The organism is Streptomyces sp. NPDC002206 (genome assembly GCF_053593595.1).
Genome location: NZ_JBSFCW010000006.1, coordinates 312,437 through 333,078, shown reverse-complemented (window position 1 = coordinate 333,078; position 20,642 = coordinate 312,437). Strand labels below are relative to the sequence as shown.

At 69.3% G+C, this 20,642-nt stretch carries 20 protein-coding genes; 8 read left to right on the top strand and 12 right to left on the bottom strand.

Annotated elements, in window-relative coordinates:
• Positions 1-90: 90 nt before the first annotated feature.
• Positions 91-2,661, bottom strand: a complete 2,571-nt coding sequence (locus ACWCP8_RS15505) for an FHA domain-containing protein (protein ID WP_451116346.1) — start codon at positions 2,659-2,661, stop codon at positions 91-93.
• A 244-nt stretch (positions 2,662-2,905) separates the two neighbouring features.
• On the opposite strand from ACWCP8_RS15505, the gene ACWCP8_RS15500 reads away from it, so the two are divergent.
• Both ACWCP8_RS15500 and serB read left to right on the top strand, forming a co-directional pair.
• Positions 2,906-4,576, top strand: a complete 1,671-nt coding sequence (locus ACWCP8_RS15500) for a streptophobe family protein (RefSeq protein WP_451116344.1) — start codon at positions 2,906-2,908, stop codon at positions 4,574-4,576.
• Positions 4,577-4,741: 165 nt separating this feature from the next.
• Positions 4,742-6,019, top strand: a complete 1,278-nt coding sequence (gene serB / locus ACWCP8_RS15495) for a phosphoserine phosphatase SerB (RefSeq protein ID WP_352264695.1) — start codon at positions 4,742-4,744, stop codon at positions 6,017-6,019.
• A gap of 88 nt (positions 6,020-6,107) precedes the next feature.
• On the opposite strand, the gene ACWCP8_RS15490 is transcribed toward serB, so the two are convergent.
• The 4 genes from ACWCP8_RS15490 to ACWCP8_RS15475 form a co-directional block, all read right to left on the bottom strand.
• Complete coding sequence (locus ACWCP8_RS15490) at positions 6,108-6,626, bottom strand: SixA phosphatase family protein (RefSeq protein WP_451116342.1); 519 nt, start codon at positions 6,624-6,626, stop codon at positions 6,108-6,110.
• Between the two features lie 74 nt (positions 6,627-6,700).
• Entirely contained in the window at positions 6,701-6,907 is a 207-nt protein-coding gene (locus tag ACWCP8_RS15485) for a hypothetical protein (protein WP_326602903.1), read from the bottom strand.
• Positions 6,908-7,113: 206 nt separating this feature from the next.
• The gene (locus ACWCP8_RS15480) at positions 7,114-7,230 is read right to left on the bottom strand and encodes an SGM_5486 family transporter-associated protein (protein ID WP_267005888.1); all 117 of its coding nucleotides are present in this window, start codon (positions 7,228-7,230) and stop codon (positions 7,114-7,116) included.
• A gap of 17 nt (positions 7,231-7,247) precedes the next feature.
• Positions 7,248-8,561: a CynX/NimT family MFS transporter gene (locus ACWCP8_RS15475; RefSeq protein ID WP_352264692.1), complete on the bottom strand. Its 1,314-nt coding sequence runs from the start codon at positions 8,559-8,561 to the stop codon at positions 7,248-7,250.
• A 121-nt stretch (positions 8,562-8,682) separates the two neighbouring features.
• On the opposite strand from ACWCP8_RS15475, the gene ACWCP8_RS15470 reads away from it, so the two are divergent.
• Complete coding sequence (locus ACWCP8_RS15470; protein WP_352264690.1) at positions 8,683-9,357, top strand: FadR/GntR family transcriptional regulator; 675 nt, start codon at positions 8,683-8,685, stop codon at positions 9,355-9,357.
• Between the two features lie 36 nt (positions 9,358-9,393).
• Here ACWCP8_RS15470 and ACWCP8_RS15465 read toward each other — a convergent pair whose 3' ends face one another.
• From ACWCP8_RS15465 to fabG, 3 genes are all read right to left on the bottom strand, one after another.
• Positions 9,394-9,756: a hypothetical protein gene (locus ACWCP8_RS15465; protein ID WP_352264689.1), complete on the bottom strand. Its 363-nt coding sequence runs from the start codon at positions 9,754-9,756 to the stop codon at positions 9,394-9,396.
• A 168-nt stretch (positions 9,757-9,924) separates the two neighbouring features.
• Entirely contained in the window at positions 9,925-10,692 is a 768-nt protein-coding gene (gene fabI, locus ACWCP8_RS15460; protein ID WP_352264687.1) for an enoyl-ACP reductase FabI, read from the bottom strand.
• A 5-nt stretch (positions 10,693-10,697) separates the two neighbouring features.
• Positions 10,698-11,417 carry a 3-oxoacyl-[acyl-carrier-protein] reductase gene (fabG, locus tag ACWCP8_RS15455; protein ID WP_352264685.1) on the bottom strand — a complete coding sequence of 240 codons (720 nt, stop codon included), beginning with the start codon at positions 11,415-11,417 and terminating at the stop codon, positions 10,698-10,700.
• Between the two features lie 239 nt (positions 11,418-11,656).
• On the opposite strand from fabG, the gene ACWCP8_RS15450 reads away from it, so the two are divergent.
• Genes ACWCP8_RS15450 through tyrS form a run of 3 tightly spaced genes read left to right on the top strand, consistent with a single transcriptional unit; the run spans position 11,657 to position 15,883 of the window.
• Entirely contained in the window at positions 11,657-13,180 is a 1,524-nt protein-coding gene (locus ACWCP8_RS15450; protein ID WP_326631330.1) for a TldD/PmbA family protein, read from the top strand.
• The gene (locus ACWCP8_RS15445; RefSeq protein WP_451116338.1) at positions 13,177-14,571 is read left to right on the top strand and encodes a metallopeptidase TldD-related protein; all 1,395 of its coding nucleotides are present in this window, start codon (positions 13,177-13,179) and stop codon (positions 14,569-14,571) included. The genes ACWCP8_RS15450 and ACWCP8_RS15445 overlap by 4 nt, the downstream gene beginning before the upstream one ends.
• Before the next feature lie 43 nt (positions 14,572-14,614).
• Positions 14,615-15,883 (top strand): tyrosine--tRNA ligase, encoded by a 1,269-nt coding sequence (tyrS, locus tag ACWCP8_RS15440; RefSeq protein ID WP_451116336.1) that lies wholly within the window; start codon positions 14,615-14,617, stop codon positions 15,881-15,883.
• A gap of 87 nt (positions 15,884-15,970) precedes the next feature.
• Here tyrS and ACWCP8_RS15435 read toward each other — a convergent pair whose 3' ends face one another.
• Complete coding sequence (locus ACWCP8_RS15435; protein ID WP_352264681.1) at positions 15,971-16,249, bottom strand: GlsB/YeaQ/YmgE family stress response membrane protein; 279 nt, start codon at positions 16,247-16,249, stop codon at positions 15,971-15,973.
• Positions 16,250-16,451: 202 nt separating this feature from the next.
• Between ACWCP8_RS15435 and ACWCP8_RS15430 the strand changes: the two genes are divergently transcribed.
• The gene (locus tag ACWCP8_RS15430) at positions 16,452-16,814 is read left to right on the top strand and encodes a DUF3099 domain-containing protein (RefSeq protein ID WP_451116370.1); all 363 of its coding nucleotides are present in this window, start codon (positions 16,452-16,454) and stop codon (positions 16,812-16,814) included.
• A 219-nt stretch (positions 16,815-17,033) separates the two neighbouring features.
• Positions 17,034-17,294, top strand: coding sequence for a hypothetical protein (locus tag ACWCP8_RS15425; RefSeq protein WP_328628338.1), 261 nt, complete (start codon positions 17,034-17,036; stop codon positions 17,292-17,294).
• Between the two features lie 11 nt (positions 17,295-17,305).
• On the opposite strand, the gene moaA is transcribed toward ACWCP8_RS15425, so the two are convergent.
• From moaA to ACWCP8_RS15410, 3 genes are all read right to left on the bottom strand, one after another.
• Positions 17,306-18,295, bottom strand: coding sequence for a GTP 3',8-cyclase MoaA (moaA, locus tag ACWCP8_RS15420; RefSeq protein ID WP_352264679.1), 990 nt, complete (start codon positions 18,293-18,295; stop codon positions 17,306-17,308).
• Between the two features lie 184 nt (positions 18,296-18,479).
• On the bottom strand, positions 18,480-20,120 hold the full coding sequence (locus ACWCP8_RS15415; protein ID WP_352264678.1) for a solute symporter family protein: 1,641 nt from the start codon (positions 20,118-20,120) through the stop codon (positions 18,480-18,482).
• On the bottom strand, positions 20,117-20,482 hold the full coding sequence (locus ACWCP8_RS15410; RefSeq protein WP_352264676.1) for a DUF485 domain-containing protein: 366 nt from the start codon (positions 20,480-20,482) through the stop codon (positions 20,117-20,119). Before ACWCP8_RS15410 ends, ACWCP8_RS15415 begins: the two co-directional genes overlap by 4 nt.
• Between the last annotated feature and the right edge of the window lie 160 nt (positions 20,483-20,642).

The window sequence follows — 20,642 nt, the reverse complement described above, 5'->3', positions numbered from 1 at the left end:
AGACGCTTTGCACAACGCCGAAGGGCGGCACCCCATTCCGGGTGCCGCCCTTCGGCGTTCCGTGCGTGCTGTGCACGCTGCGCCCCTGTGCTACTTGCGCATGACTTCCGGCTCGTGGCGGCGCAGCAGGCGCGCCACCGCGAAGCCGCAGATGATGCCGAGGAACAGCAGCACCGCGATGTTCATCCCCCACTGACCGGCCGTGTGCTCCCACAGCGGGTCGAGGTCGGTCGGGTTCTTCTGGTCCCACGGCGGCATCAGGTGCGCGAGGTCGAGCGTCGAGCCCGCGGCCGCGATGGCCCAGCGGGACGGCATCAGCCAGGCGAACTGCTCCAGGCCGGGCGATCCGTACACCTGGAAGAGGATGCCGGTGAAGACGACCTGGACGATCGCGAACATGACCAGCAGCGGCATGGTCTTCTCGGCGGTCTTCACCAGCGAGGAGATCACCAGGCCGAACATCATCGAGGTGAAGCCCAGCGCAGTGATCGTGACGCAGAGCTCGACAGCCGGCGGCATGATCAGGCCCTCTTCGGGCAGGTCGCGGGTGGCGAAGCCGATGCCGCAGATGATGACGCCCTGGATGGCCGTGATCACGCCGAGGACGATCACCTTGGACATCAGATAGGCGGAGCGGGAGAGGCCGGTGGCCCGTTCCCGTTCGTAGATGACGCGTTCCTTGATCAGTTCTCGTACGGAGTTGGCCGCACCCGAGAAACACATGCCGACCGCAAGGATCAGCATGATCGTTCCGGCGTCTCCGTTGAACTTCGACGGCGGCTTCGGAGGGGCCAGACCGAAGTCGGCCGGGATGACCACACTGACGATGCCGAGGACCGCGGGCAGGATCACCATCAGACCCATGAAGCCCTTGTCGGACGCGATCACCGACGTGTACCGACGGATCAGCGTCCACAGCTGCGTCATCCAGCCCTGCGGCTTCGGCGGACGCATCTGCTGCGGCGGCGGCATGTGTACGGATTGTGCGGCGACGGCGTCGATGTCCGCGGCGTACATCTGGTAGTGCTGCGAGCCGCGCCAGCGGCCCGCCCAGTCGTAGTCGCGGTAGTTCTCGAACGCGGAGAAGACGTCGGCCCAGGTGGTGTAGCCGAAGAAGTTGAGCGCTTCCTCCGGCGGGCCGAAGTAGGCGACGGAACCACCCGGCGCCATGACGAGCAGCTTGTCGCAGATCGCCAGCTCGGCGACCGAGTGCGTGACGACGAGGACCGTACGGCCGTCGTCGGCGAGGCCGCGCAGCAGCTGCATGACATCACGGTCCATGCCCGGGTCGAGGCCTGAGGTCGGCTCGTCCAGGAAGATCAGCGACGGCTTGGTGAGCAGCTCGAGGGCGACGGAGACACGCTTGCGCTGGCCACCGGAGAGCGAGGTGACCTTCTTGTCCTTGTGGATGTCGAGCTTGAGCTCGGCGAGGACCTCATGGATCCGGGACTGGCGCTCGGCCTCGGTGGTGTCCGCAGGGAAGCGCAGCTTGGCCGCGTACTTGAGGGCCTTGGTGACCGTCAGTTCCTTGTGCAGGATGTCGTCCTGCGGGACCAGGCCTATACGCTGGCGCAGCTCAGCGAACTGCTTGTACAGGTTCCGGTTGTCGTAGAGGACGTCGCCCTGGTTGGCGGGCCGGTAGCCGGTGAGCGCCTTGAGCAGGGTGGACTTGCCGGAACCGGACGGGCCGATGACCGCGATGAGCGACTTCTCCGGGACGCCGAACGAGACGTCCTTGAGAATCTGCTTCCCGCCGTCGACCGTCACCGTGAGGTGCCGGGCGGAGAAGGAGACCTCACCGGTGTCGACGAACTCCTCGAGCCGGTCGCCGACCAGACGGAACGTCGAGTGACCGACACCGACGATGTCGTTCGGACCGATCAGCGCGGAGCCGGACTTGTGGAGCGGCTGACCGTTGACGTACGTGCCGTTGTGGGAACCGAGATCGCGGATCTCGAAGCGGCCGTCAGGGGTCGCGTGGAACTCGGCGTGGTGGCGCGAGACCTGGAGGTCGGAGACGACGAGTTCGTTCTCCAGCGCACGGCCGATGCGCATCACGCGGCCGAGGTCCAGCTGATGGAACGTGGTCGGGCTGCGGTCGCCGTAGACCGGCGGGGCCCCCGCGGCACCGCCGGGACCACCTGCGCCGGGTGTCTGTGCCATGCCCTGCTGGTGCGGCACGTGAGGCTGCTGGTGCTGTTGCGGCTGGCCCTGGGGCGCCTGCTGCCAGCCCTTCTGCTGGTGCTGGGGCTGCTGCGATGCGGGATCCGGCCAGCCGGCACCACTCTGCTGGGGCTGCTGGGCGGGGGCCTGCTGCGCGCCCGCACCCTGACCGCTGTGCACATCGGCACCCGCGGCGGATCCGCTGAAGCTCAGCCGCGGTCCGTCAGTGGCGTTGCCCAGGTACACGGCGGAGCCCGGCCCGATGTCCATCTGGTGGATCCGCTGACCCCGCACATAGGTGCCGTTGGTGGAGCCGTGGTCCTCGATGAACCAACTCCGGCCCCCCCAGCTGATCGTGGCATGCCGCCACGACACCCTGGCGTCGTCGATCGACAGGTCGCCCTGCGGATCGCGCCCGAGGGTGTATGGCCTGGACGGATCGAGCGTCCAGGTCCTTCCATTCAATTCCAGTACGAGTTCCGGCACTCCGCGCCCCACTAGTTGTCCCCCGAGTTACCCCCATCACAGGGAGTCTAGGGATGCTGAACATCGTGAGGAACTATTCCAGGAGCAGTCCCCGATACGAAAGTCAGGCCGGTTCAGGACCGTGACGAGACCTGCGCCCACGCGCCGTTGACTCGGGCGAAACATGCTCGGAGAGTGGTAAGCGCCCATGAGTGCGTACGGATCATGAGCGAATAGGTCAACTCAGGGCATCTCGGTGCGGATTGAGGGGGTCCTGATGGCGAGGGACGTGCGCGGGGGCGGCGGCGGTACAGGGCACATCCCTTGGGGGGACGTGGTGTTGGCCGCCATCGCCTCGGTCAGCTGGGCGATGGTCGCGATGGCGGGGACGGCGGCCCTCGGACTGCATCTGCTCGGCGCCGACTCGGCGGGGGCGCTGGGGCCGATGACGGCAGCCGTGGTGGTGCTGGGGGCGGGCGGATCGGTCTCTCCGTCGGGCGATGTCTCGGCGTTCGGGCTGGACGGGGCCGAGGCGCACGCCGCCCTGTCGGTCACACCGCTGGGGGTGGGGCTGGCCGGTGCGCTGTTCCTCTCCTTCTTCTTCCTGCGGTCGCTGCGCGGGGCGGGGGCGGCGCTGCCCGGTGCCGAACTCGCGGCCCGCGCGGGGGCGGTGGCGGTGATGTTCGTCGCCGTGCTCGGCGGGCTGGCCTGGGCCGGTCACGATGTCGTGACGATCGACGGGGCGTCGCTGGGTCTGGACGAGGTGCCGGGGGCGGACGGTGATGCCCCCGGCGGGGCCGGGGGAATCGGGGACCTGCTGCCGGGCGGGCTCGGCGATCCGGGTGACCTCGGCGGGCTGCTGCCGGACCGGCTGGCGGATCTCGCACGGGCGCAGGCCCATGTCGGGTTCACGGTCGACACAGTGAAGTCGCTGGTGGGCGGGGCCTGCTGGGTGCTCGGGGTGCTGGTGGTCGCAGTTCTGGCCTCGCGTCGTACGCCGTTGCCGTCCCGTCTGGCATGGCTGCACCGGACCGTACGTCCGGCGGTGTCCGCGCTGGTGTCGGTGCTGCTCGTGGCGGTGGTCGCCGGGTGCGCGGCCGCGGCGTACGCGGCGGTCGGCGACGACCACCCGAAGCGGATCGCGGGCGCCGCGCTGCTCGGGGCGCCGAACGGGACGTGGCTCGGGGTGCCGCTCGGCCTCTTCGTGCCGTGGGACGGACAGGCGACCGGCGAGCTGGCCAAGCTGCTTCCCGATCCGCTGGACGAGCTGCTGCGGGTGTCCGCCGACGAACCGGTGACGGTCGGGCGGTTGGCCGAACTGGACCACCGGGTCTGGCTGCTGGCGGTCGCCGCCGCGGTGATGATGCTGTACGCGGGGGTGCTGGCCGCGACACGTACCGACCGGGGGGAGGCGACCGCCGCCCGGTTCGCGGGGCGGTGTGCGCTGCGGCTCGGAGGCGTGACGGCGGTGGCCCTGCCACTGCTGGTGTGGCTGACGCAGGTGTCCGCCGATGGATCGCTTTCGGTGCTGGGCTTCGATGCGTTCGGGGCCGGGATCGAGCTGCACGGGCATCCGGGGACGGCCGCGGTACTGGGTGCGGTGTGGGGTGCGGTTGCGGGTGGGGTGGGGGCGCTGGTGGCGTGCGGGGCGGGAGCGGTGCCTGCGGTTCCGGCGGAATCATCGGGCTGGGGCGGCGACGAAGGCGGTGAGGGTGGTCCGGTGCCTGGGCCGTATACGCCGTCGCGGCCGTACCGGCCGTCGCACGAGGAGACCAACCCGTATCTGCGCCCGCATCCGGCGGACGCGATCCATGGGGCGCCGACGGTGGTGGGACCGATCGTCCCGCCCACCGCGCCGAAGGTGCCACCCCCGGGGCCCGGGCCGGCGCCGCGGGACGGGAGGCCGGACGGGGTACCCCCGCCCGACCGGCCGCCCGCGCGGGGGTGAACGGGATTCCTCGACCGCCGGGCGGGCGCGAGAACGCCAGGTGAAAGCTCCGTTCCCGGGCGCCGGACCGGCTTGGAAACGCGCCGGTCGGGAATCCCTTCCCGGTGTCCGGTCCGCGGGACGGGGCTTCGGGCGTGTGAGGCGGACCGATACGGTGGAGGCACCATGAGCGCATCTCAGCCCCCTCAGTCCTCCCCGTCTCCTGAGCCCCCTGAGGCCCCTGCGTCCCGTCAGGGCGCCGACACCCCCACCCTTCTCGTCAAGATCTTCGGGAAGGACCGTCCCGGCATCACCGCCGGGCTCTTCGACACGCTCGCCGCCTACGCGGTCGATGTCATCGACATCGAGCAGGTCGTCACCCGTGGCCGGATCGTCCTGTGCGCGCTGGTCACCGCTCCTACCGGTGGTACCGCCGCGGCCGGCACCACCGAGGGCGATCTGCGGGCGACCGTGCACAGCTGGGCCGAATCGCTGAAACTGCAGGCCGAGATCATCTCCGGGACCGGTGACAACCGGCCGCGTGGTTACGGGCGCTCCCATGTGACCGTGCTCGGACACCCGCTGACCGCCGAGTCGACCGCAGCCATAGCGGCCACGATCACGTCGACGGGCGGCAACATCGACCGGATCTTCCGGCTGGCGAAGTACCCGGTCACGGCCGTCGAGTTCGCCGTGTCCGGCACCGCGACCGCGGAGCTGCGGACCGCGCTGGCCACCGAGGCCGCCGGGATCGGGGTCGATGTCGCCGTCGTATCGGCCGGACTCAGCCGGCGTGCGCAGCGGCTGGTCGTCATGGATGTCGACTCGACGCTCATCCAGGACGAGGTCATCGAGCTGTTCGCGTCCCACGCCGGCTGCGAGGACAAGGTCGCCGAGGTGACCGCGCAGGCGATGCGCGGCGAGCTCGATTTCGAGCAGTCGCTGCACGCGCGGGTGGCGCTGCTGGCGGGGCTCGACGTGTCGGTGGTGGACAAGGTGCGCGCCGAGGTGCGACTGACGCCCGGCGCCCGCACGCTGATCCGTACGCTGAAGCGGCTCGGCTACCAAGTGGGCGTCGTCTCCGGCGGGTTCACCCAGGTCACCGACGATCTGAAGGAACGGCTCGGGCTCGACTTCGCCTCTGCCAACACCCTGGAAGTGGTCGACGGCAAGCTCACCGGCCGGGTCGTCGGGGACATCGTGGACCGGGCGGGCAAGGCCAGGCTGCTGCGCAGCTTCGCCGAGCAGGCCGGGGTGCCGCTTGCACAGACCGTCGCGATCGGTGATGGCGCGAATGACCTGGACATGCTGAACACGGCCGGCCTCGGGGTCGCCTTCAACGCCAAGCCGGTCGTCCGCGAGGCCGCGCACACCGCGGTGAACGTGCCGTTCCTGGACACCGTGCTGTATCTGCTCGGGATCACTCGTGAGGAGGTCGAGGCCGCCGACGGTCTCGTCGACTGACCGACCGGCCTCGTACCTCGCGTACGGGACAGGCCCCGGCACCGACCATGCGTCCCGTGCCGGGGCCTTTCCGCGTACTGCGGCGTGATCAGTCGTTCGGCGTCCAGTATTCGACGAGCTTGCCCACCCCGTGCTCCACGCCCTTCCAGGAACCGGAGAACTCGATCACGGCGAACGCGGCGGTCGGGAAGCCGCCGCGGGTCATCCGGGCCATGGTCTCGCCCTCCGCCGAACCGGCCAGGGCGTCCGCCAGGGCATGCATGCCGGGGTTGTGGCCGATGATAAGCAGGTTCTGTACGTCGTCGGGGGTCTCGTTGAGCAGGACGATCAGCTCGCCGAGGGAGGCCTCGTACAGCCGCTCCTCGTACACGGTCTTGGGCCGGTGAGGCATCTCGTGCACCGCCAGCTTCCAGGTCTCGCGCGTCCTGACGGCGGTCGAGCACAGGGCCAGATCGATGACGATGCCGGAGTCGACGAGTTTGCGGCCTGCCACGGGGGCATCCTTGCGGCCACGCTCCGCGAGCGGCCGCTCATGGTCGGAGTCCTGCGACCATTCCGCCTTTGCATGCCTGAGTAGGACGATCCTGCGAGGTGTATCGACGCTCATACACCTCAGCTTCGCACGAAATGAGCCGCCCGGCGCAGGGTGTTGGAGGGCTCCCCCACTGCGGGTGAACGGGGTCAGCGGGCCAGCAGGTCCACGATTCGCTCAAGCAGCTGACCGATCGCCGAGTCGCCCGTCGCGGCGTGCGCCTCGCCGGATCCGGAGATCAGCAGCAGCAGTGCGGCGAACGCGACTGCGGGCAGCGCGACGGCCCACCACGGCAGCCTGACCTCGACACCGGCCGAGGCCGGGCGGGGGGATCGGGTGTAGGTACGGGCCGCCATGTCCGCCTCCGTGGGCCATCGGTTCTGATACTCAGAACTTACGGATGCGGGGGTGCCGGTCCCATCCGGCGACCCACCCACTTCACCCTGACCCTGGCCCCCTAGGGGATGGTGGTGCTAGCCCCACCATCGGCCCCGGCGGCGGAACGCACGAGGAGTGCGGGCCGGGAGGGAGGCGGCGCGGTCCGAGGCGTCGGAGAGAAGCGTCAGGGGGAGGCGACCGAGGCGATCACTCCGATGATCACCGTGATCAGGAGCATCGCCCCGAGCACGAGGAGAAGCTTCTTCTGACCGTTCTGGGGATTCGGATCGAGAACTGGCATGGGGCCAGTCTCGCATCTCAGCATTCGTCCTCGATCGTCCGGTCCCGGCCGGCCAGGATCCCCGCCACCATCTGCGGCACCATCAGGCCCGCCATCAGCGCGATCGGCAGTCCCCAGCCGCCGCTGTGCTGGTACAGCACGCCGACGAGCAGCGGACCGGGGATCGAGATCAGATAGCCGGTGGACTGGGCGAATGCGGACAGCCGGACCACTCCGGCGCCGCTGCGGGAACGCATGCCGATCATGGTGAGGGCGAGCGGGAAGGCACAGTTGGCGATGCCGAGGAGCACCGCCCAGGCCCAGGCACCGCCGGCCGGTGCAAGGTAGAGGCCCGCGTAGCCGACCAGGCCGCAGGCGCAGAGGAAGACGACGATCGGGCCCTGGTTCCTCATCCGGGCGGCGACCCGCGGGATGACGAAGGCGAGCGGCACACCCATCGCCATGGTCACGGCGAGCAGGACGCCCGCCGTGCCCGCCGAGACCCCGGCGTCGCGGAAGATCTGCGGCATCCACCCCATGGCGATGTAGGCGGCGGTGGCCTGCAGGCCGAAGAAGCAGGCGAGCCCCCAGGCGGTGCGGCTGCGGGTGATCCGCAGTGCCGGGGCATCCCCGTGCTGCTGGGCGGTGGCCTGTCCGGGGGCGCCGCGACTGTCCCGCAACAGCGGGATCCAGGGCAGCACCGCGGCGACGGCGAGCACGGCCCAGATTCCGAGGCCGGCCTTCCAACTGCCACCGAGCGCATCGGTCATGGGCACGGTGACGGCTGCGGCGAGCGCGGTGCCGAGGGCCAGCGCCATCGAGTAGAGGCCGGTCATGGAGCCGACCCGGTCCGGGAACCAGCGCTTGACGATCACCGGCATCAGGATGTTGCTGACGGCTATGCCCATGAGGGCGAGCGCGCTGGCGGCGAGGAAACCGGCCGTGGAGCCGACGAACGGCCGGATCACCAGACCGGTCGCGATGGCGACCATGCCGGCGCAGACGACCGCACCGGGGCCGAAGCGGCGGGCGAGGCGCGGCGCCATGATGCCGAAGACCGCGAAACAGAGCGGCGGCACGGAGGTGAGGACACCGGCGACGCTGCCGCTCATGTGCAGCCCGTCCCGTACCTCTTCGAGCAGAGCGCCGAGGCTGGTGATGGCGGGGCGGAGGTTGAGCGCGGTGAGGACGAGGCCGACGGCGACCAGACGGAGCACCCAGGGGGCGGGGCCGGCCGGGCCGGAGGTGGTCTGCGCGGTCTGCGGTGCCGGGGACTCCATGGCTGAGGCGGTCGCCGTGCCGGTGTGCGGGCTCTGGGTCCGGGTCTGGGGCTGGGTCTCGTCTTCGGGCATGGGGTCCATCATAGAATCATGGGATGATTGATTGTCCACTCCTCCGAGAGCCTTCGGAAACCTCCGAGAAACCCGGGAACCGGAGAATCCGGAAGCCCCGAGGATCCGAGCAAGGAGCATCATGGCTTTGACGTCCCCGCGGCGGTCGGCACTCGCCGACCAGGTGATCGCACAGCTGAGGAATCAGATCACCTCGGGCGAGTGGCCCGTCGGTTCCCGGATTCCGACCGAACCCGAACTGGTGGAGCAGCTGGGGGTGGCCCGTAACACCGTCCGCGAGGCGGTGCGGGCGCTCGCGCACAACGGGCTGCTGGACATCCGGCAGGGGTCGGGCACGTACGTCGTCGCCACCAGTGAGCTGGCCGGAGTGATGCACCGCCGGTTCGCGGATTCCGACCCGCGTCATGTCGCCGAGTTGCGGTCGACGCTGGAGTCGTCAGCGGCCCGGCTGGCGGCCGCCCGGCGCACCGAGCGGGATCTGAGGCAACTGGACGCGCTCATGGCGCGTCGCGAGGAGACCTGGGCCGCGGGTGACGCCGAGGCGTTCGTGGCCGCGGATGCGACGCTGCACCTGGCCGTGGTCGCCGCCTCGCACAATGACGTGCTGACGGGCCTCTACGCCGACCTGGGGGATCTGCTGCGCGACTATCTGCGGGTCGATGTCGGGCACGAGCTACGGCCGGAGAACCATATGGACCACGCTCGGCTGGTCGAGGCGATCCGGGCCGGTGACGCGGAGACGGCGGCCGCCGAGGCCGCGAGTCATGCGCTCAGCTGCCTGGTGGACCGGGTCTGATCCGAATGTTCCGGAGGGGCCGGAAGAGGGGTTCGCCTAGATCCGTTGGTGGGTGATCCAGACGGAGGCGACTTCCTTCCAGCAGCGGTCGTCGAGCCGTACCGTCTGTCCGGGGGCGACGTCGACGGGTACGCCGTCCGCGTCTATGTCCCACCAGCGGTCGCATTCGGTGTGCAGCTGTACCCGGTCGTTGGTCGGGTACGGGTTGTGGCAGTAGGCGACCACCCAGGAGCCCTGGACCGACGTACGGCAGTCGGCGCCATGCGGGTCCGGGAGGGGGGCGGTCGGCGCGGACGTCCCGAGCCACCCCAGACCGGATATGCCCATGGCGACGACAAGTGCGGCGACGGCGACCGAGGCCGCCAGCAGGGCCCAGGTTCGGCGACGTATGGGGCGCACAGCGACCTCCTCCCCGCAGCCTGACCAAAAGTCCGGTTCCACCACATTCTGCGGTGCATCGACCATCTTTTCGACTTGAGCGGCGAGCGGCCGGGCGGGGACGTACGACGGCCGCGCACCATCCGCTCGGAGGTGGTACGCGGCCGTTTCGTACAGGGTTCTACGAGGTCAGGCACCCATCATGTGCACGCCACCGTCGACGTGGATGATCTCGCCCGTGGTCTTCGGGAAGAAGTCCGAGAGCAGCGCGACGACGCCGCGGCCGGCCGGCTCCGGGTCGGCCATGTTCCAGGAGAGCGGGGAACGGGTGTTCCAGACGTCCGCAAGCTCCGAGAAGCCCGGGATGGACTTGGCGGCCATCGAGCCGATCGGGCCCGCAGAGATCAGGTTGCAGCGGATGCCGTCCTTGCCCAGGTCGCGGGCGAGGTAACGGGAGGTGGCCTCCAGCGCGGCCTTGGCCGGACCCATCCAGTCGTACTGCGGCCAGGCGAACTGCGCGTCGAAGGTGAGACCGACGATCGAGCCGCCCTCGCTCATCAGCGGCTTGCAGGCCATGGCGAGCGACTTCAGCGAGAACGCCGAGACGTGCATCGCGGTGGCGACGGACTCGAACGGGGTGTTCAGGAAGTTGCCGCCGAGCGCGTCCTGCGGCGCGAAGCCGATGGAATGGACGACGCCGTCCAGCGAACCGAGCTCCTCACGGACCAGGCCTTCGAGCCGGTCCAGGTGCTCGGTGTTGGTCACGTCCAGCTCGATGACCTTGGCGGGCTTGGGCAGCTTCTTGGCGATGCGCTCCGTCAGCGTGGGCCGGGGGAAGGCGGTCAGGATGACTTCGGCACCCTGCTCCTGGGCCACCTTGGCGGTGTGGAAGGCGATGGACGACTCCATCAGCACACCGGTGATGAGGATGCGCTTGCCGTCGAGAATTCCGATCATGGTGGTCAGTGACCCATGCCCAATCCGCCGTCAACGGGGATGACGGCTCCAGTGATGTACGACGCGTCGTCGGAGGCGAGGAAGCGCACCGCGGCGGCGATCTCCTCGGGCTGCGCGTAGCGGGCCAGCGGCACCTGGGCGACGATGCCCTTGCGCTGCTCCTCGGTGAGCGCCTGGGTCATGTCGGTGTCGACAAAACCGGGCGCGACGACGTTGAAAGTGATGTTCCGCGAGCCGAGCTCGCGCGCCAGCGACCGGGCGAAGCCGATCAGACCGGCCTTGGAGGCGGCGTAGTTCGCCTGCCCCGCCGAGCCGAGGAGACCGACGACGGAGGAGATGAGGACGACGCGGCCCTTCTTGGCGCGCAGCATGGCGCGGTTGGCGCGCTTGACGACCCGGAAGGTGCCGGTGAGGTTGGTGTCGAGTACGGACGTGAAGTCCTCCTCGGACATCCGCATCAGCAACTGGTCCTTGGTGATACCGGCGTTGGCGACCAACACCTCGACCGGACCGTGCTTCTCCTCGATCTCCTTGTAGGCCTGCTCCACCTGCTCGCCGTCGGTGATGTCGCACCGGACGGCCAGAACGCCCGCCTCTGTGAGGGCCTGGGGCGGCTCGCCCGAGCGGTACGTGATCGCGACCTTGTCGCCGTTGTCGGCGAAAGCGCGGGCGATGGCGAGGCCGATGCCCCGGTTTCCTCCGGTGACGAGAACCGAGCGGCTCAACGGATCACCCTTTCGATAGCGGTCTGGTACCTCGAAAACCTATCGGTACCAGGTGCTCCACGGGGAATCGGCCCCTGACAGTGGCTTCCGCAAGGCACTGTGGGGTTCCTACAGTGCCGCGCCCCGCGCCGCCGGATCGGCTGCGGAAAAATACGGGAAAAACAGAGGCCCCTGACGGGCTCGCACCGCATGATTCACTGCGGAGACACATCGCACAGGTCGAGAAGGGGAAAGCCGACGTGCCCCATGAGGTAGATCAGTCATTCCTGGCCCTGCCGCTACGGGCCCTCGCCGACGCGGCGCTGGCCCGGGCCCGAGCGCTGGGCGCCGTCCATGCGGACTTCCGCTTCGAGCGGGTGCGCAGTGCGTCCTGGCGGTTGCGGGACGCCCGGCCCGCCGGGACTTCGGACACCACCGATCTCGGGTACGCGGTGCGTGTGGTGCACGGCGGGGCGTGGGGGTTCGCGTCCGGCGTGGATCTCACCATGGACGCGGCGGCGAAGGTCGCGTCCCAGGCGGTCGCCATGGCGAAGCTGTCGGCCAAGGTGATCGCGGCGGCCGGGTCCGACGAGCGGGTGGAGCTGGCGGACGAGCCGGTGCACGGCGAGCGGACCTGGGTGTCGGCGTACGACGTCGACCCGTTCTCCGTACCGGACGAGGAGAAGGCGGGGCTGCTGGCCGAGTGGAGCAGCCGGCTCCTCGGCGCGGAGGGTGTCGCGCATGTGGACGCCTCGCTCATGACCGTCCACGAGAACAAGTTCTACGCGGACACGGCGGGCACCGTCACCACCCAGCAGCGGGTGCGGCTGCATCCGCAGTTCACCGCCGTCGCCGTGGACGGGACGACCGGTGAGTTCGACTCGATGCGGACCATCGCACCGCCGGTGGGGCGCGGCTGGGAGTACCTCACGGGCACCGGCTGGGACTGGGACTCCGAGCTGGAGCAGATCCCGGGTCTGCTCGCCGAGAAGATGCGCGCGCCGAGCGTCGAGGCGGGGACGTACGACCTGGTCGTCGATCCGTCGAATCTCTGGCTGACGATCCATGAGTCGATCGGCCATGCCACGGAACTGGACCGGGCGCTGGGATACGAGGCGGCGTACGCCGGGACCTCGTTCGCCACCTTCGACCAGCTGGGCAAGCTGGCGTACGGCTCGCCCGTGATGAACGTGACGGGCGACCGCACCGCCGAGCACGGGCTCGCGACCATCGGTTACGACGACGAGGGTGTCGAGGGCCAGTCCTGGGACCTGATCAAGGACGGGACGCTGGTCGGCTACCAGCTCGACCGGAGGATCGCGAAGCTGACGGGCCTCGGCCGGTCCAACGGGTGTGCGTACGCCGACTCGCCGGGCCATGTCCCCGTACAGCGGATGGCGAACGTGTCGCTGCAGCCGGATCCGGGCGGACTGTCCACGGAGGATCTGATCGGCGGGGTGGAGCGCGGGATCTATGTGGTCGGCGACCGGTCCTGGTCGATCGACATGCAGCGCTACAACTTCCAGTTCACCGGGCAAAGGTTCTTCCGCATCGAGAACGGCGAGCTCGCCGGTCAGCTGCGCGATGTCGCCTACCAGGCGACGACGACGGACTTCTGGGGCTCGATGGAGAAGGTCGGCGGCCCGCAGACGTACGTCCTGGGCGGCGCCTTCAACTGCGGCAAGGCCCAGCCGGGCCAGGTCGCGGCTGTCTCGCACGGCTGCCCCTCCGCTCTCTTCCGAGGCGTGAACATCCTCAACACGACGCAGGAGGCGGGCCGATGAGCCGCGTCAGCAAGCCGTACGAGATCGTCGAGCGCGCGCTCGAACTGTCCACCGCCGACGGCTGTGTGGTCATCGCCGACGAGGACTCCTCCGCCAATCTGCGCTGGGCGGGCAACGCGCTCACCACGAACGGGGTGACCCGGGGACGGACCCTGACGGTCATCGCGACGGTCGACGGCGCCGAGGGCGCGGCGTCCGGTGTGGTGTCCCGTTCCGCAGTCACCGCCGACGACCTGGAGCCGCTGGTGCGGGCCGCCGAGGCCGCCGCGCGCGGGGCCGGGCCCGCCGAGGACGCGCAGCCGCTGGTCACCGGCGTGCCCTCGTCCCCCGATTTCACGGATGCCCCGGCCGAGACGAGTTCCGAGGTGTTCGCGGAGTTCGCCCCGGCGCTCGGTGACGCGTTCGCCCGCGCCCGGGCCGGCGGCCGCGAGCTGTACGGCTTCGCGCACCACCAGCTGACGTCGACGTATCTGGGCACGTCGACGGGGCTGCGGCTGCGCCACGACCAGCCGAACGGGACGCTGGAGCTGAACGCCAAGTCCCCCGACCGCTCGCGTTCCGCCTGGGCCGGCCGGGCCACCCGGGACTTCAAGGATGTCGACCCGGCCGAGCTGGACGCGGAGCTGGCACAGCGGCTGGGCTGGGCCGAGCGCCGTATCGAGCTGCCCGCCGGGCGGTACGAGACGCTGCTGCCGCCCACCGCCGTGGCCGATCTGCTGATCTACCAGCTGTGGTCGTCGACGGCCCGGGACGCCGCCGAGGGCCGGACGGTCTTCTCCAAGCCGGGGGGTGGCACCCGGCTCGGCGAGACGCTGTCCGAGCTGCCGCTGACCCTGCGCAGCGACCCGAACGCGCCCGGGCTCGAGTCCGCGCCGTTCGTTATCGCCCACTCCTCCGGGGACAGCGCTTCCGTCTTCGACAACGGGCTGCCGCTGTCCTCGACCGACTGGATCCGGGACGGCCGGCTGGACCGTCTGACGACCACCCGGCACACGGCCGGACTGACCGGGCTTCCGGTGGCTCCGGCGATCGACAACCTGCTGCTCGACGGCGGTGGTGAGCGGTCGCTGGACGACATGGTGGCGGCGACGACCGGCCGGGCCCTGCTGCTGACCTGCCTCTGGTACATCCGGGAGGTCGATCCGGCGACACTGCTGCTGACCGGGCTCACCCGGGACGGGGTGTATCTGGTGGAGGACGGCGAGGTGGTCGGCGAGGTGAACAACTTCCGGTTCAACGAGTCGCCGGTCGATCTTCTGTCGCGGGCCGTCGAGGCGGGCCGTACCGAGAAGACGCTGCCGCGCGAGTGGGGCGACTGGTTCACCCGGGCCGCGATGCCGGCGCTGCGGATCCCGGACTTCAATATGAGTTCGGTGAGCCAGGGCGTATAACCTCGGAGGAGTCTGTAAGCACATCCAAGGAGACACGAGAACCGTGACGGACATCGTCGACGAACTGCAGTGGCGTGGGCTGATCGCCCTGTCCACTGACGAGGACGCATTGCGCAAGGCGTTCGCGGACGGTCCCGTCACGTTCTATTGCGGCTTCGACCCGACCGCGCCCAGCCTGCACCTCGGCAATCTGGTCCAGATCCTCACCATGCGCCGGATCCAGCTGGCCGGGAACCGGCCGTTGGGTCTGGTCGGCGGTGCAACGGGGCTGATCGGCGACCCGAAGCCGAATGCGGAGCGCACGCTCAACGACCCCGAGGTCGTCGCCGCCTGGGTGCAGCGGCTGCGCGGGCAGATCGAGCGGTTCCTCGACTTCGAGGGCCCGAACGCCGCGATCATGGTCAACAACCTGGACTGGACGTCGGGCCTGTCGGCCATCGACTTCCTGCGCGACGTCGGCAAGTACTTCCGGGTCAACAAGATGATCGCGAAGGAGGCCGTCTCGCGGCGGCTCAATTCCGACGCGGGCATCAGCTACACCGAGTTCAGCTACCAGATCCTGCAGGGCATGGACTACCTGGAGCTCAACCGTCGGTACGGCTGCACGCTGCAGACCGGCGGCAGCGACCAGTGGGGCAATCTGACCGCGGGCACCGATCTGATCCACCGGGTCGAGCCCGAGTCCGCTGCACACGCGCTGGCGACGCCATTGATCACAAAGGCGGACGGCACGAAGTTCGGCAAGACGGAGTCCGGCACGGTCTGGCTCGACGCCGACCGGACCACTCCGTACGCCTTCTTCCAGTTCTGGTTGAACGCCGATGACCGGGACATCTCCAAATTCCTGCGGAACTTCAGCTTCAAGTCCCGCGAGGAGATCGAGGAGCTGGAGAAGCTGACCGAGGAGCGCCCGCAGGCGCGCGCCGCTCAGCGGGCGCTGGCGGAGGAGCTGACGACGATGGTGCACGGCGCCGAGCAGTGCGCCGCTGTCACCGCGGCCTCGAAGGCGCTGTTCGGCCAGGGTGAGCTGGGCGATCTGGACGAGGCCACGCTGAGCGCGGCGCTCTCCGAGGTGCCGCACGCCGAGGTCACCGAGCTGGGCCCGCTGGTGGACCTCCTGGTGGAGGTCGGTCTGGCGCCGAGCAAGTCGGGGGCCCGCCGTACGGTCAAGGAAGGCGGCGCCTACGTGAACAACGTCAAGGTCGTGGACGGCGAGGCCGCACCGGCCCGCGAGGAGCTGCTGCACGGGCGCTGGCTGGTGCTGCGCCGGGGCAAGAAGAACCTCGCGGCCATCGAGGTCACGGCCGGCTGACCGGCAGCGGACGGCACACGGCGGCCGGGCACGCGACATGCGTGCCCGGCCGCCGCCGCGTCGGACGTCCTGCGGCCGCGCCTGCACTCAGGCCTTCTGCTTTCTGGTACCGCGCATCGATGTCCAGAGCATGTCGCCGACGCCGACGATGACCACGGCGCCGATCAGCTGGAGCAGATGGCGCGTCCAGTCAATCCCCTTGGTCTCGTTGACGCCGATCCACGTCGCGACGGCGTTGCCGATGACGCTGCCGATGATGCCGAAAATGGTCGTCAGCCAGAGTGGGATCTGCTGCTTTCCCGGCAGGATCGCCCTCGCGATCAGGCCGAGGACCAGACCCACGATGATCGCCCACAGCCAACTCATGTCGCCTCCTGGTGCGGCGCGGTGTCGCGCATGTGCGCAAGTCTTGGCGCACAAGCGGTACGACGCATGTCGAACAGGTCCATACGTGCCATGAGTGTGCTGATGTGCACGAATACTGCGTGCCCCGGTCTCGCTGCCTCCGGATGCCGGGCGTACCGTGGAACGGCTCGTGAAGAGCCAGGGGAAGGGTGACGGGAACGTGATGCGGAAGCAGAGTGGTGCGGAGGTCTTCCGGATCACGGGAGCCCGGCAGAGCCTCGCGGACGATGTCCGCGGCAGGCAGCGACGCTATGTGATCTCGATGTCCGTACGGACGGTTTCGGTGATCCTGGCCGCCGTGCTGTGGAACATCGAGAAGCCCGTGGCCATCGTGGCGCTCGCGCTGGGTGCGCTGCTCCCGTACGTCGCCGTGGTCATCGCCAACGCGGGCCGGGAGAACACTCCTTCGCTGCCTTCGACCTTCGTGCCGCCACCCGCCAGGCCGACGCTCGAGGCCGCCCCGCCGACCGGTCCGGCGGACTCCGACCGGGCCCGTAGCGCCCCGGATCCGCATGAGCACAGCTGAGCTCACGGCACGCCGAATCCTCAAGAAAAGCTCAGATCAATCATAAAGTTCGGGTGCACCGCACCCCGGTCCGCGTGACATACTTCCTACGCGCTCCGCATCCCCCGTCGGAGCGACAGACCGACGCCGGGCAGCTCCCCCCGTGGCTGCTCGGCGTCGTTTTCTCCGGCAGGGGATGCGTCAGTAGGCCGACCCCGCGGCTGGCCTAGGGTTGAGTCCGTGAACTTCCCGGACTCCCCCGAAAATGCCGCCGAGAGCGCTGCTTCCGCCGCACCGATCTGTTCCGCCAAGGGCTGCCGTGCGGCCGCCGTATGGGTGCTGGCCTGGAACAACCCGAAGCTGCACACCCCGGAGCGCCGTAAGACCTGGCTGGCCTGCGACGAGCACCGGGAACATCTCTCCTCGTTCTTGGGTGTGCGCGGTTTTCTGAAGGATGTCGTGACGCTGGCGGAGTGGGAGTCCTCGGCCGCCGGGGACTGACGCCCGTCCTCCTAGCCGCCGATCGCCGACATCGGGCGGTCGGGCTGCAGGAAGGACGGGTCGTCCAGACCGGATCCGGCCTTCTTTCCCCACATCGCGAGCCGCCAGATGCGGGCGATCTCCTCGTCCGGGGCCTCGGAGCGAAGCGCGCCGCGCAGATCGGTCTCCTCGCGGGCGAACAGGCAGGTCCGCACCTGGCCGTCGGCGGTGAGCCGGGTGCGGTCGCAGGCCCGGCAGAACGGGCGGGTGACGGAGGCGATGACACCGACCCGATGGGGTCCACCGTCGACGAGCCAGCGCTCGGCGGGGGCTGAGCCGCGCTCGCCGTCGCCCTCGGCGGTGAGCGTGAAGCGGGTGCGCAGGGAGGTGAGTATGTCGCCTGCCGTGATCATGCCGTCGCGCTTCCAGCCGTGCTGGGCGTCGAGCGGCATCTGCTCGATGAAGCGGAGCTCGTATCCGTGTTCCACGGCCCAGGCGAGCAGGTCGGGGGCTTCGTCGTCGTTGAGCCCGGGCATCAGGACGGTGTTGACCTTGACCGGGGTGAGGCCGGCATCGCGGGCGGCTTCGAGGCCTGCCAGCACGTCGTGGTGGCGGTCGCGACGGGTGAGGGTCTTGAAGACGTCGGGGCGCAGGGTGTCCAGCGAGACGTTGACCCGGTCGAGGCCGGCGGCCTTGAGGGCGGCCGCCGTGCGCTTCAGCCCGATGCCGTTGGTGGTGAGCGACATCTTCGGCCGGGGGGTCAGAGCCGCGCACTGTTCGACGATGGAGACGAGGCCCGGGCGCAGCAGCGGCTCACCGCCGGTGAAGCGGACTTCGTTGATTCCGAGCTGGGTCACGGCGATACGGACGAGCCGGACGATTTCGTCGTCGCTGAGCAGGTCCGGCTTGGCCAGCCACTGCAGGCCTTCTTCGGGCATGCAGTACGTGCACCGCAGATTGCAGCGGTCGGTCAGTGAAACGCGCAGGTCGGTGGCGACCCGATCGTAGGTGTCGATGAGCATGGTGCGCCCCCTCCCCCGGTGATCCCCGGTTGCGGATCTGACTCTCCCGAGACTACGCGACATCTGTGACAGGGAGGTGGCCCGTTTGACACGAGGGGCGGCGCGGCCGCGTCGTAGGACTCTACGACGCGGCCGCGGGAACCGCGCGGTGCGTGACGCGAATTCCTCGGTCGATTCCTTCTCGTCAGTGCGCGCCGACGCCGGTGAGGGACTTGACCTCCAACTCGGCGTACTTGCCCTTGTCCGGCTCCTCCTTCGAGAGCAGGGAGCCGAGCCAGCCGAGCAGGAAGCCCAGCGGAATGGAGATCAGGCCAGGGTTCTCCAGTGGGAACCAGGCGAAGTCGGCGTCGGGGAACATCGACGTGGGCTTGGAGGAGACGACCGGGGAGAACAGCACCAGCAGGACGGACGAGGCCAGGCCGCCGTAGATCGACCAGAGGGCGCCCTGGGTGGTGAACCGCTTCCAGAACAGGCTGTACAGGATGGTCGGCAGGTTCGCCGAGGCGGCCACTGCGAAGGCGAGGGCGACCAGTCCGGCCACGTTCAGATCGCGGGCGAGGGCGCCGAGGCCGATGGAGACGATGCCGATGGCGACGGTCGCCCACTTGGCCGCGCGGATCTCTTCCTTCTCGGTGGCCCTGCCCTTGCGGATGACGTTGGCGTAGATGTCGTGCGCGAACGACGACGAGGACGCCAGGGTCAGGCCGGCGACGACGGCGAGGATGGTGGCGAAGGCGACCGCGGAGATGACGGCGAGCAGGATGGCACCGCCGGTGGAGCCGGAGCCGCCGCCGATCTCCAGGGCGGCCAGCGGGGCCGCCGTGTTGCCCGCCTTGTTCGACGCGATGATGTCGCCGGGCTTGAGGATCGCCGCGGCGCCGAAGCCGAGCACGATCGTCATCAGGTAGAAGGCGCCGATGATGCCGATCGCCCAGTTCACGGACTTACGGGCGGCCTTGGCGGTCGGCACGGTGTAGAAGCGGATCAGGATGTGCGGGAGCCCGGCGGTGCCGAGGACCAGGGCGATACCGAGCGAGATGAAGTCCAGCTTCGAGGTGCTGGTGGCGCCGTACTTGAGACCGGGCTCCAGGAACGCCTTGCCCTTGCCGCTGTTCTCCGCCGCGCTGCCGAGCAGGTCGGAGATGTTGAAGTGGAACTTCAGCAGGATCAGGAAGGTGATGAGCACGGTGCCCGCGATGAGCAGGACGGCCTTGACCATCTGCACCCAGGTGGTGCCCTTCATGCCGCCGATGGTGACGTACACGATCATCAGTAGACCGACCAGGGCGACGATGGCGATCTTGCCGCCGTCGCTGGTGATGCCGAGCAGCAGCGAGACCAGCACACCGGCGCCCGCCATCTGCGCGAGCAGGTAGAAGATCGAGACGACGATGGTGGAGGCGCCCGCCGCGGTACGGACGGGGCGCTGGCGCATGCGGTACGCGAGGACGTCGCCCATCGTGTAGCGGCCGGAGTTCCGCAGCGGTTCCGCAACCAGCAGCAGGGCGACGAGCCAGGCGACGAGGAAGCCGATGGAGTACAGGAAGCCGTCGTAGCCGAAGAGCGCGATGGCGCCCGCGATGCCGAGGAACGATGCGGCGGACATGTAGTCACCGGAGACCGCGAGGCCGTTCTGGAAGCCGGTGAACTGGCGGCCGCCCGCGTAGAAGTCGGAGGCGTCCTTGGTCTGCCGGCCTGCCCACACGGTGATGAACAGAGTCGCGACGACGAAGCACGCGAAGAGCGTGATGATCAGCGGCCGGTGCTCGCTCGCGCCTTCGGCAGCGAGCTGGACGGTGGGGTACGCGGCGTGGGCGGCGCTCATGCGTCGGCCTCCATACGGGACTTGATCGCGGCGGCCTTCGGGTCGAGCTTCGTGGCGGCGTGGCGGGAGTAGAGCCAGGCGATGAGGAACGTGGTGAGGAACTGGGCGAGACCGAAGACGAGCGCCACGTTGACGTTGCCGAACAACTTGGTGCCCATGAAGCCGCCCGCGTAGTTCGACAGGAGCACGTAGAGCAGGTACCAGAGGACGAAGGCGATGGTCAGGGGGAAGGCGAACGAGCGGTGCGCGTGGCGCAGTTCGGCGAACTCCGCGCTCTCCTGGACCTCGACGAACTCCTCGGTCGTGGGCTGGGCAGGGCCGGTGTCAGGAATGGCCTTGGGCGGCGATGCATCGGTAGCCACGGAATCTCCTCGCGATGCGGGTGCGGTGGTGGGGACGGTGGATTTCACAGGAAGACCTCGGTGTCGGGGGGTCGGTGGTGCGCCTCCCCTGACAACGGCACGGAGAGAACGGCGAAGTGGTTCACCGCGGTTTGCCTATTCTTGAACCCATCCGTTCGGA

Coding starts and splice junctions, on each gene's coding strand:
- ACWCP8_RS15485 (WP_326602903.1), bottom strand. CDS start 6,907: ATGGCGGCCCGTACCTACACCCGATCCCCCCGCCCGGCCTCGGCCGGT.
- ACWCP8_RS15480 (WP_267005888.1), bottom strand. CDS start 7,230: ATGCCAGTTCTCGATCCGAATCCCCAGAACGGTCAGAAGAAGCTTCTC.
- fabI (WP_352264687.1), bottom strand. CDS start 10,692: ATGATCGGAATTCTCGACGGCAAGCGCATCCTCATCACCGGTGTGCTG.
- moaA (WP_352264679.1), bottom strand. CDS start 18,295: ATGCTCATCGACACCTACGATCGGGTCGCCACCGACCTGCGCGTTTCA.
- ACWCP8_RS15415 (WP_352264678.1), bottom strand. CDS start 20,120: ATGAGCGCCGCCCACGCCGCGTACCCCACCGTCCAGCTCGCTGCCGAA.
- ACWCP8_RS15445 (WP_451116338.1), top strand. CDS start 13,177: ATGAGCCGCGTCAGCAAGCCGTACGAGATCGTCGAGCGCGCGCTCGAA.
- ACWCP8_RS15490 (WP_451116342.1), bottom strand. CDS start 6,626: ATGAGCGTCGATACACCTCGCAGGATCGTCCTACTCAGGCATGCAAAG.
- serB (WP_352264695.1), top strand. CDS start 4,742: ATGAGCGCATCTCAGCCCCCTCAGTCCTCCCCGTCTCCTGAGCCCCCT.
- ACWCP8_RS15500 (WP_451116344.1), top strand. CDS start 2,906: ATGGCGAGGGACGTGCGCGGGGGCGGCGGCGGTACAGGGCACATCCCT.
- ACWCP8_RS15470 (WP_352264690.1), top strand. CDS start 8,683: ATGGCTTTGACGTCCCCGCGGCGGTCGGCACTCGCCGACCAGGTGATC.
- ACWCP8_RS15430 (WP_451116370.1), top strand. CDS start 16,452: ATGCGGAAGCAGAGTGGTGCGGAGGTCTTCCGGATCACGGGAGCCCGG.
- ACWCP8_RS15475 (WP_352264692.1), bottom strand. CDS start 8,561: ATGCCCGAAGACGAGACCCAGCCCCAGACCCGGACCCAGAGCCCGCAC.
- ACWCP8_RS15435 (WP_352264681.1), bottom strand. CDS start 16,249: ATGAGTTGGCTGTGGGCGATCATCGTGGGTCTGGTCCTCGGCCTGATC.